Here is a 15981-nt window from a genome sequence, read left to right as displayed (position 1 = left end):
ACAACGAAAGAAAACAAACTCGTTATCTCCTTTCGAGGCTGCGCATTATACGACTAAAATTGCCGGATGCAATAGTTCTTAAACCAAAAAACGCAGATTATTTTCCAACTGCTTATTTAAGCATCAAATATTGAAAATATGCTCACGATAATAGCGCAACTCAGCAATTGAGTCGTGAATATCATCCAATGCTAAATGACTACCTTGCTTAGAAAAGCCATCAAGTAGCTCTGGCTTCCAACGACGCGTCAATTCTTTAAGTGTGCTCACATCAAGATAACGGTAATGGAAATACTGTTCAAGTACAGGCATGTGCTTATATAAGAATCGACGATCTTGCCCAATACTGTTACCACAGATCGGTGATACACCTTTTGGTACCCACTGCTCTAAAAAAGCAACGGTCTGAGCGACAGCTTGCGCTTCAGTGATCGTACTTTGACGAATACGTTCAACTAAACCACTATTAGTGTGTGTAGTTGTACACCAATCATCCATTTTTGCTAATTCAGCTTCTGGCTGATAAATAGCTAGAACAGGACCTTCTGCCAACACATTAAGCTGAGGATCGGTTACAACTGTGGCGATTTCAATGATTTTATGAGTTTCTGGGTCTAATCCGGTCATTTCCAGATCAATCCAAATAAGGTTCTGATCGCTGATTGTCATTCGATATTGCCTCTTTTGTGACTAAACCATGTATGATAATACCGAAAGCCAACCAAACAGAACGATATTCTTGTGGCAAAAAAGAAAAAATTAACTCAAGGTCAGAGCCGACGTGTCCGCTCTAACCAAAATAAGCGCCTAGATCGCGCAAAAAATGAAGTCCAATGGGATGAAGCCTTATTGGAAAATGCTCGCGAAGGGCTGGTTATTACTCGCTTCGGTCAACACGCTGATGTTGAAGATCCGCAAACGGGTATTATTCATCGCTGTAACCTACGTCGCAGTATTCAGAGCCTTGTTTCTGGAGATCGTGTCGTTTGGCGTCCTGGCGTTGAGGCCTTACAAGGCATTGCCGGTGTTGTAGAAGCCGTGCATGAACGCAAATCAATGTTAACCCGTCCAGATTACTACGACGGTGTAAAAGCTGTAGCAGCTAACGTTGATCGAATTGTGATCGTGTCATCAATTCTACCCGAGCTATCGCTTAACATTATTGACCGTTACATTATTGCTGCTGAAACCATCGGCATTAAACCATTAATTGTGGTTAATAAAGTTGACTTACTAACACCAGAACAGCGGGTTGATGTTGAACGTAAGTTAACGCAATACCAGAATATTGGTTATAGCGTTCGCTTAGTCAGTACCGATACAGGTGAAGGTCTTGATGATCTAAAAATTGATTTAAAAGATCACGTTAGTATCTTTGCTGGTCAATCAGGTGTAGGTAAATCAAGTATGGTTAATGCACTAATGCCTGATGTTGAAGCTGATATTGGTGACGTTTCAACTAACTCAGGTTTAGGTCAACATACGACGACAGCTGCAAGGTTATATCACTTTGCAGACGGAGGTGATTTAATCGACTCACCAGGAGTGCGTGAATTTGGTCTGTGGCATTTAGAACCAGAGCAAATTACCGAAGCTTTTGTTGAATTTCGTCAATATTTAGGTGGCTGTAAGTTCCGTGACTGTAAACACGGTAACGATCCTGGTTGTATCATTCGCGAAGCCGTAGAACGTGGTGATATTAGTCGTGAACGTTATAATAGCTACCATAAAATCATTGAAAGCATGTCGGAAAATGTGGCAAATCGTCAATTTTCACGTAACAAGCCAAACTGATAATAAATACAAGCCTAAGCGAATTTTACTATTTTCTTGGGCTTATTTTTTATCTGCAACGATTTAAATAAATACCGACAAACTTCACTTATCTACTGCCGCTATAACGCCACAATAACTGACATTATTAAAATAGTTCGGTATTATTACGGGTTGACGTTATTCTTCCAAATAAGAAAAGAATAACTAACTTATTGATTAATTAATATTTACTGGAAGAATGATTGTGCTAGATAAGATTAAGATTGGCCTTCAATATTGTATGCCAAAGCATGCGTTAACCCGTTTAGTAGGTAAACTGGCGGCTCATGAAGGTGGAAAACTAACTACTACTATTATTCGTTGGTTCATTAAACAATATAACGTCAATATGGCAGAAGCACGGAATCCGGATCCTGCAGCCTATCCTACTTTTAATGCTTTTTTTGTACGTGAACTAGTAGAAGGCGCTCGCCCTATCAATAATGATCAACATATCATTAGTCATCCAGCTGATGCTTGTGTTAGCCAATTTGGTCCAATTAAAGCAGGACGTCTATTCCAAGCTAAAGGTCATTATTTTAATGCCTGTGAGTTATTAGGTGGCGATAGCGATTTAGCAGATGAATTTATGGGCGGGGACTTTGCGACATTATACCTATCGCCAAGTGACTACCACCGTGTTCACATGCCATGTGATGGTGTACTACGCCAAATGATTTATATTCCTGGTGATCTTTTCTCTGTTAACCCTCTCACCGCAGAAAATGTACCCAACTTATTTGCGCGTAATGAACGTGTTGTATGTATCTTTGAAACAGAATTTGGGCCATTAGCTCAAGTATTGGTTGGTGCCACCATTGTCGGTAGCATTGAAACAGTATGGGCAGGAACAGTAACACCACCTACAGGTCCAGAGATCCGTCGCTGGAATTACTCGACTACTGGTGAAGATGCTATCAGCCTAAAGAAAGGGCAAGAGATGGGCCGTTTCAAGCTCGGCTCTACGGTAATTAACTTATTCCCTAAAAATAGCATTCGCTTTGTTGAAAACATGCAACCACGTCAAGTGACACGCATGGGACAACCTTATGCTGAAAGTGTAATTAAATAAAATCGTTTAATAATACTTACACGGGGCAGCAATTGCTCCGTGTTGCTAACGCCGATTTATAAACATATCGTCTTTTATCAACTCCCTGCTGGTATTAATTACTATCCCTTATCCCATTAGGTATTGCAGCAACCAATCTTTGTTATGCCTTAATCGTATTTTCCAATCACAAATCAAACGATTACTATGCTAACGTTAGTATTTTATCTCGCGTATCAAGTGCTATGATTAGAGCGGGATAATTATCACTCATAGGTAATCATAATGAAAAAAAATACAATATCAGTATTAGTGCTCGCTTTAGCAAGTTGCTTTTCTCTTTCTGCACACGCCAATGCGGCATGGGGATACGGCGATCAACAAGGTACTGAGCATTGGGTTGATAGTTACCCTGCTTGTGGCGGCGAAAATCAGAGCCCGATTGATATCGTGTCTCCTATTCAAGCGCAAACCCAACCATTACAAATAGATTATGATGGTAAAATCACCAGCCTCACTAATAACGGTCATACTATTTCAGTCAATGTTAGTGGTGATAATAAAGTCATTATCGATGGTGATACTTATACTCTTAAGCAATTCCATTTCCATACTCCGTCAGAGAACTATATTGATGGCAAGCAATACCCATTAGAAGCACATTTCGTTAACGTTGATGCAAGTGGCCATATTGCTGTGATTGCGGTGATGTTTGAAAATGGTCCGCGGGCGAATAATGAATTAACCACCTTATTAAAAAAGATTCCAACGAAAGGTGAAACAATTGATTTTAATGACGATTTAACCCCAAACGCGCTCCTGCCACGTGAACGTCAATATTTCCGTTACAATGGCTCATTAACCACACCGCCATGTACAGAAGGTGTACGCTGGTATGTCATGCAAAGCCATCTTACTAGTTCAGCGGCTCAAATAGAGCAATTAAACCAAATGATGGGTGATAACAATCGTCCATTACAACCGTTAAATGCACGAATTGTGATTGATTAACCATAATTACAAATGATAATTAGTTGCATTAGCGAGTGAGTCAGGCTACACTTTTTTCACGGTTTAAACGCCTTGAAATCCTACTTGCCGTTTAACTTAATCATGACGTACAGCCACTATCATTTATGTTATCGCACGTTCCCTCCGTATGCGGTTACTGATATATCATCACTAACAACAACGGGTGCATAACCACTAGCTGATAATAAAAAAGCACGGTCATTATAACCGTGCTTTTTTACATCATAATACCGCGAAAAATCTTACGCTATTTCAATTGGAAAAGCGGTTACCTGATCAATATGATCGCGCTCTAATGCCAGCATAATCACGCGATCAATTCCTAATGCAACCCCAGCACAATCTGGAAATCCTGCCCGTAGTGCTTCAACAAGATGCATGTCGATAGGTTGTGGTTGTAACCCCATACTGATTCGCTTGTGGTTATCATCCTCAAAACGTTGTAATTGCTCGTCACCGTTAGCGAGTTCATGAAAACCATTCGCAAGTTCAATCCCTTGAAAATACACTTCAAATCGCTCAGCAACACGTGGATCGGTTGGGTTTATTTGAGCCAGTGCTGCTTGTGACGCAGGAAAATCATACACAAACGCAGGAACTGTTTGACCAATTTTGGCTTCAACGCCGACACTAAACAGCAATTGTAATAAGGTGTCGCGATCTTGCTCTGGCTCGGCAATATCAGCCAATCCTAACCGAGCAGCAACCGCTTTTAAGTCGGTCATCGAACTTTCTAGTGGGCACACCGCTAACACATCAATAAAAGCTTGTTGATACGTCATTTTTTCAGCGGCACCACAACCTAATACTTGCTGTAATAACGCATCCATTTCTGCCATTAGTTGATGATGATCAAACCCTGGTCGATACCATTCCAACATCGTAAACTCAGGATTATGGTAACGTCCTGATTCTTCATTTCTAAATGATTTACAGATCTGATAAATAGCACCACTACCTGCAGCTAATAAACGCTTCATATGAAATTCAGGACTGGTCATTAAATATAATGTTTGTCCATTAGCATAGCCAGGGCCGACAAATTGGGTTTTGAACGCATGTAAATGCACATCCGTCACTGTTGCCTGGCTCATGGCTGGCGTATCCACTTCAATAACATCACGATCAGCAAAAAACTGACGAATTGTTGCAAGTAAAACAGCACGCTGTTTGAGTTGAGTAATATCAGCAGTAGGCTGCCAAGGCTGAGACATAACAGTTTCTTCTTACATGAAAGGAAATTAAGTCATCATTCTAACAAAGCCATGCCTCTAACCAAATATTGAGCAGATTATATTTATGGTTTACCAATAATAATTATGAACAAAAATGAATGATATTAACAAAACAAACATTACCACCTCAGCGTTCAATATTAACATTAACAACAAACAAAACCACAACACGCAACAATATTAAAACAAACCACTCAAAAAAGATCACATACATCATCATGAAAATGCATCAAATGGCTTATTAAATCTTTAACAACAATGTGTTACATCTCACCCTTGTAACACAAAATCAATAAGCCACAAACAACACATCACAAACAAAACAACTAATTAACACCAGCAAAACATGACAAATTGTGACAATAATCACAACTTCTGTAATCAGATTACATTTTTTGATTATTTCGTTAAAAAGACGCGTCTACATCATATTTTATCTTAATGAGGTTTCATAAAATACGCGCAGGATTTCAAGGATAGATGCGCACGACGCATCTTTTCATTTTTTTACCGTCTTACTTTCGGAGGATAGCTGTGAAGACTATTACCACAGATATCGCTGTAATTGGCGCGGGTGGTGCAGGCCTACGTTCTGCCATCGCTGCTGCAGAAGCAAACCCAGAACTAGAAATTGCACTTATTTCAAAAGTCTACCCAATGCGTTCGCACACCGTTGCAGCAGAAGGTGGATCAGCTGCCGTAATCAAAGACGAAGATAGCTTTGATAATCACTTCAACGATACTGTTGGTGGTGGTGACTGGCTATGTGAACAAGATGTGGTTGAATATTTCGTTGAGAACTCAACCCGTGAAATGATCCAAATGGAACAATGGGGTTGTCCATGGAGCCGTAAAGAAAACGGCGAAGTGAACGTACGTCGTTTTGGTGGTATGAAAGTTGAACGCACATGGTTTGCGGCAGATAAGACTGGCTTCCATATGCTACACACCCTATTCCAGACATCTATCAAATACCCACAAATCAAACGTTACGATGAATATTTCGTGGTTGATCTTTTAGTTGAGAATGGCGAAGTACAAGGTCTGATTGCTATTCACATGGCTGAAGGTGAACTGATTTGTATTAAAGCAAAATCAGTGATTCTAGCAACAGGTGGCGCGGGTCGCGTTTACCACTGTAATACTAACGGCGGCATTGTAACTGGCGATGGTATGGCAATGGCATTCCGTCATGGTATCCCATTACGTGACATGGAATTTGTTCAATACCACCCTACTGGTTTACCAGGTACTGGTATTTTGATGACCGAAGGTTGTCGTGGTGAAGGCGGTATTATCGTCAATAAAAACGGTTACCGTTACCTACAAGATTATGGCATGGGCCCTGAGACACCAGTAGGCGAGCCAAAAAATAAATACATGGAACTGGGCCCTCGTGACAAAGTTTCACAAGCGTTTTGGCATGAGCAGCAAAAAGGCAACACTATTCAACACCCACTAGGTGATGTAGTAATGCTTGATTTGCGTCACCTTGGTGAAGAGTACTTACATGAGCGTCTACCGTTCATCTGTGAGTTAGCAAAAGCATATGTAAACGTTGATCCAGCTAAAGAGCCAATTCCAATTCGCCCAACAGTACACTACACCATGGGTGGTATTGAAACTAACGGTCAATGTGAGACGCGTATTAAGGGTCTATTTGCTGTTGGTGAATGTGCTTCTGTTGGCCTACACGGTGCAAACCGTTTAGGTTCAAACTCACTGGCTGAGTTTGTGGTATTTGGTCGTGTTGCGGGTGAACACGCAGTAAAACGTGCAGAAGCATTCCAAGGCTGGAACGACGCATCGATCAAGACTCAAATTGATGCAGTACAAGCACGAATTGACGCGCTAATGGCACAAGAAGGCGACGAGAATTGGGCCCAAATCCGTACCGAAATGGGTCATACCATGGAAGCCGGTTGTGGTATCTATCGCCAGCAAGATTTGATGCAAGCGACAATTGATAAGCTTGCAGAACTAAAGCAACGTTTCAAACATATTAGTATTCAAGATAAAGGCAAAGTCTTTAACACTGATCTACTGTATGCGATTGAAGTTGGTTACGGTTTAGATGTTGCTGAAGCAATGGCACACTCTGCAATTTTACGTACAGAATCTCGTGGTGCACACCAACGCCTAGATGATAACTGTACTGAACGTGATGATGTTAACTTCCTTAAGCACAGTTTGGCATTCTACAACGACGGTGCTGCACCACGCATCGATTATAGCGATGTAACTATTACTAAATCACAGCCAAAAGCACGTTTATACGGTGCTGCAGCTGAAGAAGCCGCTGCCGCGGAAGCTGCTGAAGTAAAACAAGAGGAAAAGGCATAATGTCAGACAATCGCATTCAAAAAGTTGAAATTCTGCGTTATGACCCAGCGACAGATGCAGAACCGTATTTACAAACATTTGAAGTACCGTTCAATGAAACCATGTCAGTACTTGATGCATTAGGTTACATCAAAGATCACCTTGATAAGCACTTAAGCTACCGTTGGTCTTGCCGTATGGCAATCTGTGGTTCATGCGGCATGATGGTCAATGGTGTGCCTAAGTTAGCTTGTAAGAGCTTCCTTCGCGATTACCCAAATGGCGTTAAAATTGAGCCACTAGCTAACTTTGCGATTGAAAAAGACTTAATTGTCGATATGACACCGTTCATTGAGCGTCTTGAAGCAATCAAGCCATACATTATCGGTAACGATCGTAAGCCTGAAGATGGTACTAACCTACAAACACCAGAGCAAATGGCAAAATACAAGCAATTTGCTGGCTGTATTAACTGTGGTCTTTGCTACGCAGCGTGTCCGCAATTCGGTTTAAACCCTGAATTTATCGGTCCTGCAGCACTAACACTGGCACACCGTTACAACCTTGATAGCCGCGATCATGGTCAACATGAGCGTATGGCATTAATCAACAGTGAAAATGGTGCATGGGGCTGTACATTTGTGGGTTACTGCTCAGAAGTATGTCCAAAGAGCGTTGATCCAGCCGCAGCTGTAAACCAAGGCAAAGTGGAATCATCTAAAGATTTCGTTATTGCAATGTTGAAGCCTCAGGAGGCATAAGGATGAGCAACCGTAAACCTTACGTTCGTGAAATGACGCGTACATGGTGGAAAGACAGTTCTTTCTATCGTTTTTACATGCTGCGTGAAGCTACTGTATTACCGCTAATTTTCTTTACTATCTGCTTAACTTTTGGCTTAGGCTGTTTAGTAAAAGGCCCTGAAGCATGGCAAGGTTGGTTAGACTTTATGGCTAATCCAATTGTTATTATTCTAAATATTATTGCGTTAGCGGGTAGTTTATTTCATGCACAAACTTTCTTTAGCATGATGCCGCAAGTGGTGCCAATTCGCATCAAGGGCAAGAAATTAGATAAGAAGATTATCGTTCTTGCACAGTGGGCAGTTGTTGCTGTTATCACTGCCATTGTTTTAGCGCTAGTTTAAGGAGCTGCTCGTGATTAATTTACATCCAAAACGTTCCGATGAGCCAGTATGGTGGAGTTTATTTGGTGCCGGCGGTACATGGTTTGCAATGATCTCTCCTGTTACTATTTTAGTATTAGGGATCATGGTACCGCTGGGGATTATCAGCCCAGACGCCGTTAGCTATGAGCGTGCAGCAGATTTTGCGACTAGCTTTATTGGTGCCTTATTTGTGATTGCAACGTTATCACTCCCAATGTGGCATGGTATGCACCGTTTACATCACGGCATGCATGATCTTAAGTTCCACACCGGTGTTGCTGGCAAAATTGCTTGTTACGCTGCAGCGTTCTTGGTGACTGCATTATCAATTATCTTTGTGTTCATGATTTAATTTTCATGTAATCACAATCTAAACAAGCACCGCTCTCTTGCGGTGCTTTTTTTATGGCTGTCATTTTAATTTACAATCACTCATGACAAATTTCAGTCAACAAAAAAGGCCGCCTAAGCGACCTTTTTTAAAGCTCAATATGAAATTACTTCACACGGCTTACGTATTCACCAGAACGAGTATCAACTTTGATAACTTCGCCAATTGCGATGAATAAAGGAACACGTACTACAGCGCCTGTAGTTAGTGTTGCAGGCTTACCACCAGTGCCTTGTGTATCGCCCTTAAGACCAGGATCAGTCTCTGTTACTTCAAGCTCAACAAAGTTTTGAGGTGTAACAACGATAGGGTTGCCGTTCCAAAGTGTTAGCGTACACGCATCGTTTTCTACTAACCATTTAGCATTATCACCAACAGCTTTAACGTCTGCTGCGATTTGCTCAAAGGTTTCATTATTCATGAAATGGTAGAATTCACCGTCGTTGTATAGGTAATCAAGTTCAGTATCGATTACGTCCGCAGCTTCAACTGATTCGCCTGATTTAAACGTTTTTTCAAGAACTTTACCTGAAATAAGTTTACGGATACGAACACGGTTGAACGCTTGACCTTTACCAGGTTTAACAAATTCGTTTTCGATAATGACACATGGTTCATTATCAAGCATAATTTTCATTCCGCTGCGGAATTCATTGGTGCTGAAAGACGCCATTCTAATCCTCTTAACATCTTCGAGTTGTATTTAATGTCGCATATCATACCCCGAAACGTGCCATCTGTTGAGCAAAACTGGCTGAATGATCTAGCTAATGCGATATCTGATCCGTTAAAGCTACTCAATATGCTTAAAATTGATCCAACACCTTGGCAAAAAGGCCTCACCGCTAAAAAATTATTTGCGCTTCGTGTTCCTGTAAGTTTTGTCGAAAGAATGGAAGTTGGCAACCCATACGATCCATTGTTGCGTCAAGTCCTGCCGCTAGAACAAGAATTCGAGGTTCATCAAGGCTATTCAACCGATCCCCTTGATGAACAAGATAACCCTATTCCTGGGCTGTTACACAAATACCACAACCGCGTCTTAATGATCGTTAAAGGCGGTTGTGCAGTCAATTGCCGTTATTGTTTTCGACGCCATTTCCCTTATCAAAATAACAAAGGCAATAAAGCAGTATGGCAACAAAGCCTTGATTACATTGCGACCCAACCACAGATTAGCGAGGTTATTTTATCCGGTGGTGATCCTTTAATGGCCAAAGATCACGAGCTGGTATGGCTACTGGAACATATTGCTACGATCCCTCACATTAAACGATTACGAATCCATAGCCGCTTACCGGTTGTGATTCCAAATCGTATTACACCAACGCTATGTGAATTATTTGCCAATAGTCGCTTACAAATTATCATGGTAACCCATATTAACCATGCTAATGAAATCAATGCCGCGTTAACCACAGCGATGACTCAACTTAAGCTAGCTAAAGTCACAATATTAAACCAAAGCGTTCTCCTTAAAGGGGTTAATGACTCCGTCACAGCGCTTACAGACCTCAGTGAGGCACTCTTTGATGCGGGGATCTTACCTTATTACTTACACGTGCTTGATCACGTTCAAGGGGCGGCACATTTCTTTGTTGATGATCAACAAGCGCGCGCATTAATGGCTGGTGTCATTAATAATGTTTCAGGCTACCTTGTGCCAACATTAGCCCGTGAAATAGGTGGTAGAAGTAGCAAAACACCGCTTGATATGCACCTTGAATAACGGTTATTGCTTTATTTCAGCGATCTCATCTCTTGCCGCTACACCACAACAGCCATACTGACTCGTCATCACGAGTCAGTAAGACTCTGTTATAGAAACAAAAAACACCACGTACAGCTTTCCACCCCAAAAACACCTAAAACATACACTTACTTTCAGACCTACAATAGGCCAATCAATTATCGCCACTAAGCCATTGTTTTAAAACAAGTGCACAGCTCGTACAGCTTTTAATGCAATATAACTAACGAACTAATAGCACATGATGTTACTTTAAATTTATAGCAGTATTGTTGTTGCTCACCATTAAAAAAAATCATCGTGGCAGATCTCGATTTTTCTAACATTTACGTGCATAGTCGCGCCTCATACAGCAGTCCTTTTTCGTATAGGCGTTCGCCAACCGTCACTACTGCTGCCAACTAGCTCCCTAACATGAGTACCGTAATGAAAATTGGCATTTTGTCACAGGACGCAAACTTATATTCAACCCGTCGCCTGCTTGAGGCTTGTCATCAACGTGGTCATGAAGCGGTTATTATCAATGCCCTTCGCTGTTACATGAATATAAACTCAGTACAACCTTCTATTCATTTTGAAGGTACTGATCTTATTGGCTTTGATGCCATCATTCCACGTATAGGATCAGACATTACTTTTTATGGTTGTGCCGTATTACGCCAATTTGAAATGATGAACGTGTTCTCTGTGAATCAATCTATTGCGATCTCACGCTCTCGCGACAAACTACGCTCATTACAGTTACTGAGCCGCGAAGGGGTTGGTATGCCAATAACTGGCTTTGCCAGTAAACCTGATGATGTGTTAGATCTGATTAAAATGGTCGGCGGTGCGCCATTGGTAATAAAGCTGTTAGAAGGCACGCAAGGTATTGGCGTTGTACTTGCTGAAACTCAAAAAGCAGCAGAAAGTGTTATTGAAGCATTTATGGGGCTTAAAGCTCATATCATGGTGCAAGAATATATAGAGGAAGCTGGCGGAGCTGATATACGTTGTTTTGTGATTGGTGATAAAGTTATCGCCTCAATGAAACGCCAAGCAGCAGAAGGGGAATTCCGCTCTAACTTACACCGCGGTGGTAGTGCTTCATTAATTCGTATTACACCAGAAGAGCGTAAAACAGCGATTGCTGCAGCCAAGGCAATGGGACTCAGTGTTGCAGGGGTTGATTTATTACGTTCTAAACGCGGACCACTGATCATGGAAGTAAACTCCTCTCCCGGTCTAGAAGGTATAGAAGCAGCAACAGGCAAAGATATCGCAGGCATGATCATTGATTATATTGAAAAAAATGCTGGCAAAAAAAGCCATCGCCATCTAAAAAACCAATAAATTAGCGTGATGCTATTGTTAACAAGCAGCCACATAAGGCTGCTTTTTTATTATTCGACCAATGACGCACACCTTTTTGTAAAAAAAAACAGCAAAAAGGTGTGCGAACCACCACCGCTATCGATAATGTAAAAAACTAACCGTAACCAATTGATATTTAATAATAAATAATTGTACAGCCTTTTGAGCTTTTTCCATGACGAACTAAAGCTTTAAGCTTATAGCATTACCAATACTCACGATTCGCCATTTTGTTTAAAAATATGCCTACCCTTCTCTCAAAAGAGATGGTTATTGATAATAAATGTGAGCTTTAAAACACTCAGCCGTTAAGACATCGATTAATATTACCGACGAGCAGCAAATTACGCTAACGTATAAACATTATAATGATGACAAAACTTAACAAGGATTAGCAATGACTGATTTTAGCTATGCCGTTGAAATGATAGAAGACGATAAGCCATTTAGTATGGGTCAGGTAAATACTAACGAGATCCCTAGTGAAGCATTAACAACCTACACCCAGTTAATTTCACAGCTACTGCAACAACCGGAGCAAGGTAAACGTTATGCTGGATTTGGTTTTGAAGGCGCAGAAAAATTAGCATTCAGTGCATTACAAATTACTGAGCATGATCAAATTGGCGCAGGCATGGTATATAACCCAGATGATAATGGCGATAACTTTGTCTTGATTGGACGGGTATTCTTTAGCATCAAAGAAAGTAAGGTTTCGTTCAATATGGAATCAAATGCTGATGATGTACTTGTGCAAGGTGAGGTTGATTTACGTGGCTATATTCAATCGTTTATCATTTGTTTTATGGCTGCATGGGTAGAACTCAACCAACAACATCTGCCAACGAATAACTAATAACCCCCCAATTCAAAGCCCTTAATGTCATAACATCAGGGCTTCATTCCCTTCCCACAACCAGTGCAGCTAATGACGCAAATTAAACCTTTTTGGTGTACAAACTAAAAATCAAAAAACACCCTTAAAAAAACCAAGCTAACCAACTGATAAATAACGATATTAACACCGTGCAGCTTTTCGAGCTTTTTATCCCACAAACTAAAGTTCACAATGAACTTTTTGATGTCCTCGTAAAACGACTCTTTACATAATATATACTGATTGGTTTTTACTAATTATCTATGCGCCTATCAAATCAATTCTTCAACCACGTCATGAAGCAATAATTTAATGCTCTAGGGTTTATTGTTAATGTTCTTAAAAACTCACTATCAATACAAAATAGCTGTACTAACAACTAAAAGTATAAAAACAATAAATTGCATTTTTTAGATAAAATTAATAAAAAAATCAAAAGAATTGTTTGCCATTAAAATATATATTTAGCTGCCATTATATGGATAGTTTGTTATTTGCTGATTTTTCATAATAATGGCCGCCATTACGGTTTCGTTAACTATTTATTCTACACTGAAATCGGCAACTCATTTTGATCAGCTTTTCATTAAATGTTCATAAAAAACGTGTACAAATTACCCATCATTATATAATTACTGATATTAACATTTAACTTATTGTTTTTATTGTTATTTATTTACGTACAGCTTTTCGAGGAATAATCCATGTGAACTGTGCACATTGTTCGTGATAAAAATTTGTACCGTTGACGACATAGCGCAATTATCTTGAGGCAATAAAAAAGTCGAGCTATGCTCGACTTTTTATAACGATAAGTTTTATAACACAGAGAACTTAATCTCTAAGGTTATAAATGGGCTTACATCATACCGCCCATGCCACCCATACCGCCCATGCCACCCATATCAGGCATTGAAGGAGCATCAGATGCTTTATCAGTGATCATCGCTTCAGTAGTGATCATAAGACCTGCTACAGAGGCAGCAAACTGAAGTGCAGAACGGGTTACTTTGGTTGGATCAAGAATACCCATCTCAATCATATCGCCATATTCGCCAGTCGCTGCGTTGTAACCGTAGTTAGCGTCGCCAGCACGAACGTTATTAGCAACAACAGATTCTTCATCACCTGCGTTCTTAACGATTTGACGTAGTGGTGCTTCCATTGCACGAAGTGCTACACGGATACCCACATTTTGCTCTTCGTTATCACCAACAAGGTTAACAACTTTAGACGCTGCACGAATAAGTGCTACACCACCACCCGCTACAACACCTTCCTCAACCGCTGCACGAGTTGCATGTAATGCATCTTCTACGCGATCTTTCTTCTCTTTCATTTCAACTTCAGTTGCCGCACCAACCTTGATAACAGCTACGCCGCCAGCAAGTTTAGCTACACGCTCTTGAAGTTTTTCTTTATCGTAGTCAGAGGTTGCATCTTCGATTTGTTGACGAATTTGTGCAACACGACCTTGAATCATTGTTTCTTCACCAGCACCATCAATGATAGTGGTGGTTTCTTTGGTGATAGTTACACGCTTAGCTTGACCAAGATCTTCTAGTTGAACTTTCTCAAGCTCTAGACCAATCTCTTCAGAGATAACAGTACCTGATGTTAGTACCGCGATATCTTGTAGCATTGCTTTACGACGATCACCAAAGCCAGGTGCTTTAACAGCAGCAACTTTAACGATACCACGCATGTTGTTCACAACTAATGTTGCTAGTGCTTCACCTTCAACATCTTCAGCAACAATAAGTAATGGACGAGATGCTTTTGCTACGCCCTCTAATGCAGGAAGAAGTTCACGGATATTTGAAACTTTCTTATCAACCAATAGGATAAATGGACTTTCTAGATCCACAGAGCCCGCTTCTTGGTTGTTAATGAAATATGGAGATAGGTAACCACGATCAAACTGCATACCTTCAACAACGTCTAATTCGTCTTGAAGTGCTTGACCTTCTTCAACCGTAATAACACCATCACGGCCTACTTTTTCCATTGCTTCTGCAATAAGATTACCAACAGTTGTGTCAGAGTTTGCAGAGATAGTACCTACCTGTGCGATAGCTTTTGTATCTGCACAAGGAACAGATAATGCTTTTAGCTCTGCTACCGCAGCAACAACAGCTTTGTCGATACCGCGCTTAAGATCCATTGGGTTCATACCAGCAGCAACGGCTTTTAGACCTTCAGCAATAATTGCTTGTGCAAGTACTGTTGCTGTTGTTGTACCGTCGCCCGCAGCGTCATTCGCTTGTGAAGCCACTTCTTTAACCATTTGTGCGCCCATGTTTTGGAACTTATCTTCAAGTTCAATTTCACGCGCTACAGAAACACCATCTTTAGTGATAGTTGGTGCACCAAATGATTTATCAAGTACAACATTACGGCCTTTAGGACCTAATGTTACTTTTACCGCATCAGCCAGAATATTTACGCCTTCTAGCATTTTAATTCGTGCGTCGTTACCAAACTTAACGTCTTTAGCAGCCATCTTAGGATTTCCTTTCTTAATTCTTAATTTAATGTGATCGGATTATTCAACGATTGCCATAATGTCATTTTCAGACATGATAAGAACTTCTTTACCGTCAATTTTTTCAGTTTTAGTGCCGTAACCTTCAGCAAAAATAACCACGTCGCCTACTTGTACATCAAGTGGTTGTACGGTGCCATTTTCTAGAATGCGACCTTTACCTACAGCAAGGATTTTACCGCGAGTAGATTTTTCAGCAGCTGAACCAGTTAACACGATGCCACCGGCAGACTTAGATTCAACTTCTTGGCGTTCAACGATAACTCGGTCGTGTAAAGGACGAATGTTCATTGGTCGTCTCTCCTGATAATTAAGGTAATGTCCATGATTTTAAGCCGACAAGCTTGTGCTTGTGTGACTTTCTATATCACTAAGATGTTGGGTCGAATTTCTAAATCCCAAGGTTTAGGCGGCTTTTTTTTGTTATTTATTTGAGAAATTT

General features: G+C 40.6%; 15 protein-coding genes. 10 read left to right on the top strand and 5 right to left on the bottom strand.

Annotated elements, in window-relative coordinates; all coding sequences use genetic code 11:
• Positions 1 to 123: 123 nt before the first annotated feature.
• On the bottom strand, positions 124 to 669 hold the full coding sequence (gene orn / locus BTN98_RS19160; RefSeq protein WP_060998682.1) for an oligoribonuclease: 546 nt from the start codon (positions 667 to 669) through the stop codon (positions 124 to 126).
• A 72-nt stretch (positions 670 to 741) separates the two neighbouring features.
• On the opposite strand from orn, the gene rsgA reads away from it, so the two are divergent.
• From rsgA to BTN98_RS19145, 3 genes are all read left to right on the top strand, one after another.
• Entirely contained in the window at positions 742 to 1794 is a 1053-nt protein-coding gene (rsgA, locus tag BTN98_RS19155; RefSeq protein WP_060998681.1) for a small ribosomal subunit biogenesis GTPase RsgA, read from the top strand.
• Positions 1795 to 2020: 226 nt separating this feature from the next.
• Positions 2021 to 2887 (top strand): archaetidylserine decarboxylase, encoded by an 867-nt coding sequence (gene asd, locus BTN98_RS19150; RefSeq protein ID WP_060998729.1) that lies wholly within the window; start codon positions 2021 to 2023, stop codon positions 2885 to 2887.
• A 264-nt stretch (positions 2888 to 3151) separates the two neighbouring features.
• The gene (locus tag BTN98_RS19145) at positions 3152 to 3877 is read left to right on the top strand and encodes a carbonic anhydrase (RefSeq protein ID WP_087821864.1); all 726 of its coding nucleotides are present in this window, start codon (positions 3152 to 3154) and stop codon (positions 3875 to 3877) included.
• A gap of 263 nt (positions 3878 to 4140) precedes the next feature.
• Here BTN98_RS19145 and epmA read toward each other — a convergent pair whose 3' ends face one another.
• Entirely contained in the window at positions 4141 to 5112 is a 972-nt protein-coding gene (epmA, locus tag BTN98_RS19140; protein WP_060998679.1) for an elongation factor P--(R)-beta-lysine ligase, read from the bottom strand.
• A gap of 555 nt (positions 5113 to 5667) precedes the next feature.
• Here epmA and frdA point away from each other — a divergent pair.
• Genes frdA through frdD form a run of 4 tightly spaced genes read left to right on the top strand, consistent with a single transcriptional unit; the run spans position 5668 to position 8975 of the window.
• Entirely contained in the window at positions 5668 to 7476 is a 1809-nt protein-coding gene (gene frdA / locus BTN98_RS19135; RefSeq protein WP_060998678.1) for a fumarate reductase (quinol) flavoprotein subunit, read from the top strand.
• On the top strand, positions 7476 to 8216 hold the full coding sequence (locus BTN98_RS19130) for a succinate dehydrogenase/fumarate reductase iron-sulfur subunit (RefSeq protein ID WP_060998677.1): 741 nt from the start codon (positions 7476 to 7478) through the stop codon (positions 8214 to 8216). Before frdA ends, BTN98_RS19130 begins: the two co-directional genes overlap by 1 nt.
• Positions 8217 to 8218: 2 nt before the next feature.
• Complete coding sequence (gene frdC, locus BTN98_RS19125) at positions 8219 to 8602, top strand: fumarate reductase subunit FrdC (protein WP_060998676.1); 384 nt, start codon at positions 8219 to 8221, stop codon at positions 8600 to 8602.
• A gap of 10 nt (positions 8603 to 8612) precedes the next feature.
• Complete coding sequence (gene frdD / locus BTN98_RS19120) at positions 8613 to 8975, top strand: fumarate reductase subunit FrdD (protein ID WP_060998675.1); 363 nt, start codon at positions 8613 to 8615, stop codon at positions 8973 to 8975.
• 145 nt (positions 8976 to 9120) lie between these two features.
• On the opposite strand, the gene efp is transcribed toward frdD, so the two are convergent.
• Positions 9121 to 9687 (bottom strand): elongation factor P, encoded by a 567-nt coding sequence (gene efp, locus BTN98_RS19115; protein ID WP_045038111.1) that lies wholly within the window; start codon positions 9685 to 9687, stop codon positions 9121 to 9123.
• 33 nt (positions 9688 to 9720) lie between these two features.
• Between efp and epmB the strand changes: the two genes are divergently transcribed.
• The 3 genes from epmB (at position 9721) to BTN98_RS19100 (ending at position 12973) form a co-directional block, all read left to right on the top strand.
• Entirely contained in the window at positions 9721 to 10743 is a 1023-nt protein-coding gene (gene epmB, locus BTN98_RS19110) for an EF-P beta-lysylation protein EpmB (protein WP_060998674.1), read from the top strand.
• A 447-nt stretch (positions 10744 to 11190) separates the two neighbouring features.
• Positions 11191 to 12096, top strand: coding sequence for a 30S ribosomal protein S6--L-glutamate ligase (gene rimK, locus BTN98_RS19105; protein WP_060998673.1), 906 nt, complete (start codon positions 11191 to 11193; stop codon positions 12094 to 12096).
• A gap of 418 nt (positions 12097 to 12514) precedes the next feature.
• The gene (locus tag BTN98_RS19100) at positions 12515 to 12973 is read left to right on the top strand and encodes a hypothetical protein (protein ID WP_060998672.1); all 459 of its coding nucleotides are present in this window, start codon (positions 12515 to 12517) and stop codon (positions 12971 to 12973) included.
• 880 nt (positions 12974 to 13853) lie between these two features.
• Here BTN98_RS19100 and groL read toward each other — a convergent pair.
• Entirely contained in the window at positions 13854 to 15497 is a 1644-nt protein-coding gene (gene groL, locus BTN98_RS19095) for a chaperonin GroEL (protein WP_060998671.1), read from the bottom strand.
• A gap of 42 nt (positions 15498 to 15539) precedes the next feature.
• Positions 15540 to 15830, bottom strand: a complete 291-nt coding sequence (locus tag BTN98_RS19090) for a co-chaperone GroES (protein ID WP_036788874.1) — start codon at positions 15828 to 15830, stop codon at positions 15540 to 15542.
• Positions 15831 to 15981: the final 151 nt, after the last annotated feature.

The sequence above is a fragment of the Photobacterium aquimaris genome (genome assembly GCF_002954455.1).
Taxonomy (GTDB): Bacteria; Pseudomonadota; Gammaproteobacteria; order Enterobacterales; family Vibrionaceae; genus Photobacterium; species Photobacterium aquimaris.
The sequence above is the reverse complement of the archived record's forward strand: the minus strand, read 5'-3'. Positions and strand labels throughout refer to the sequence as shown.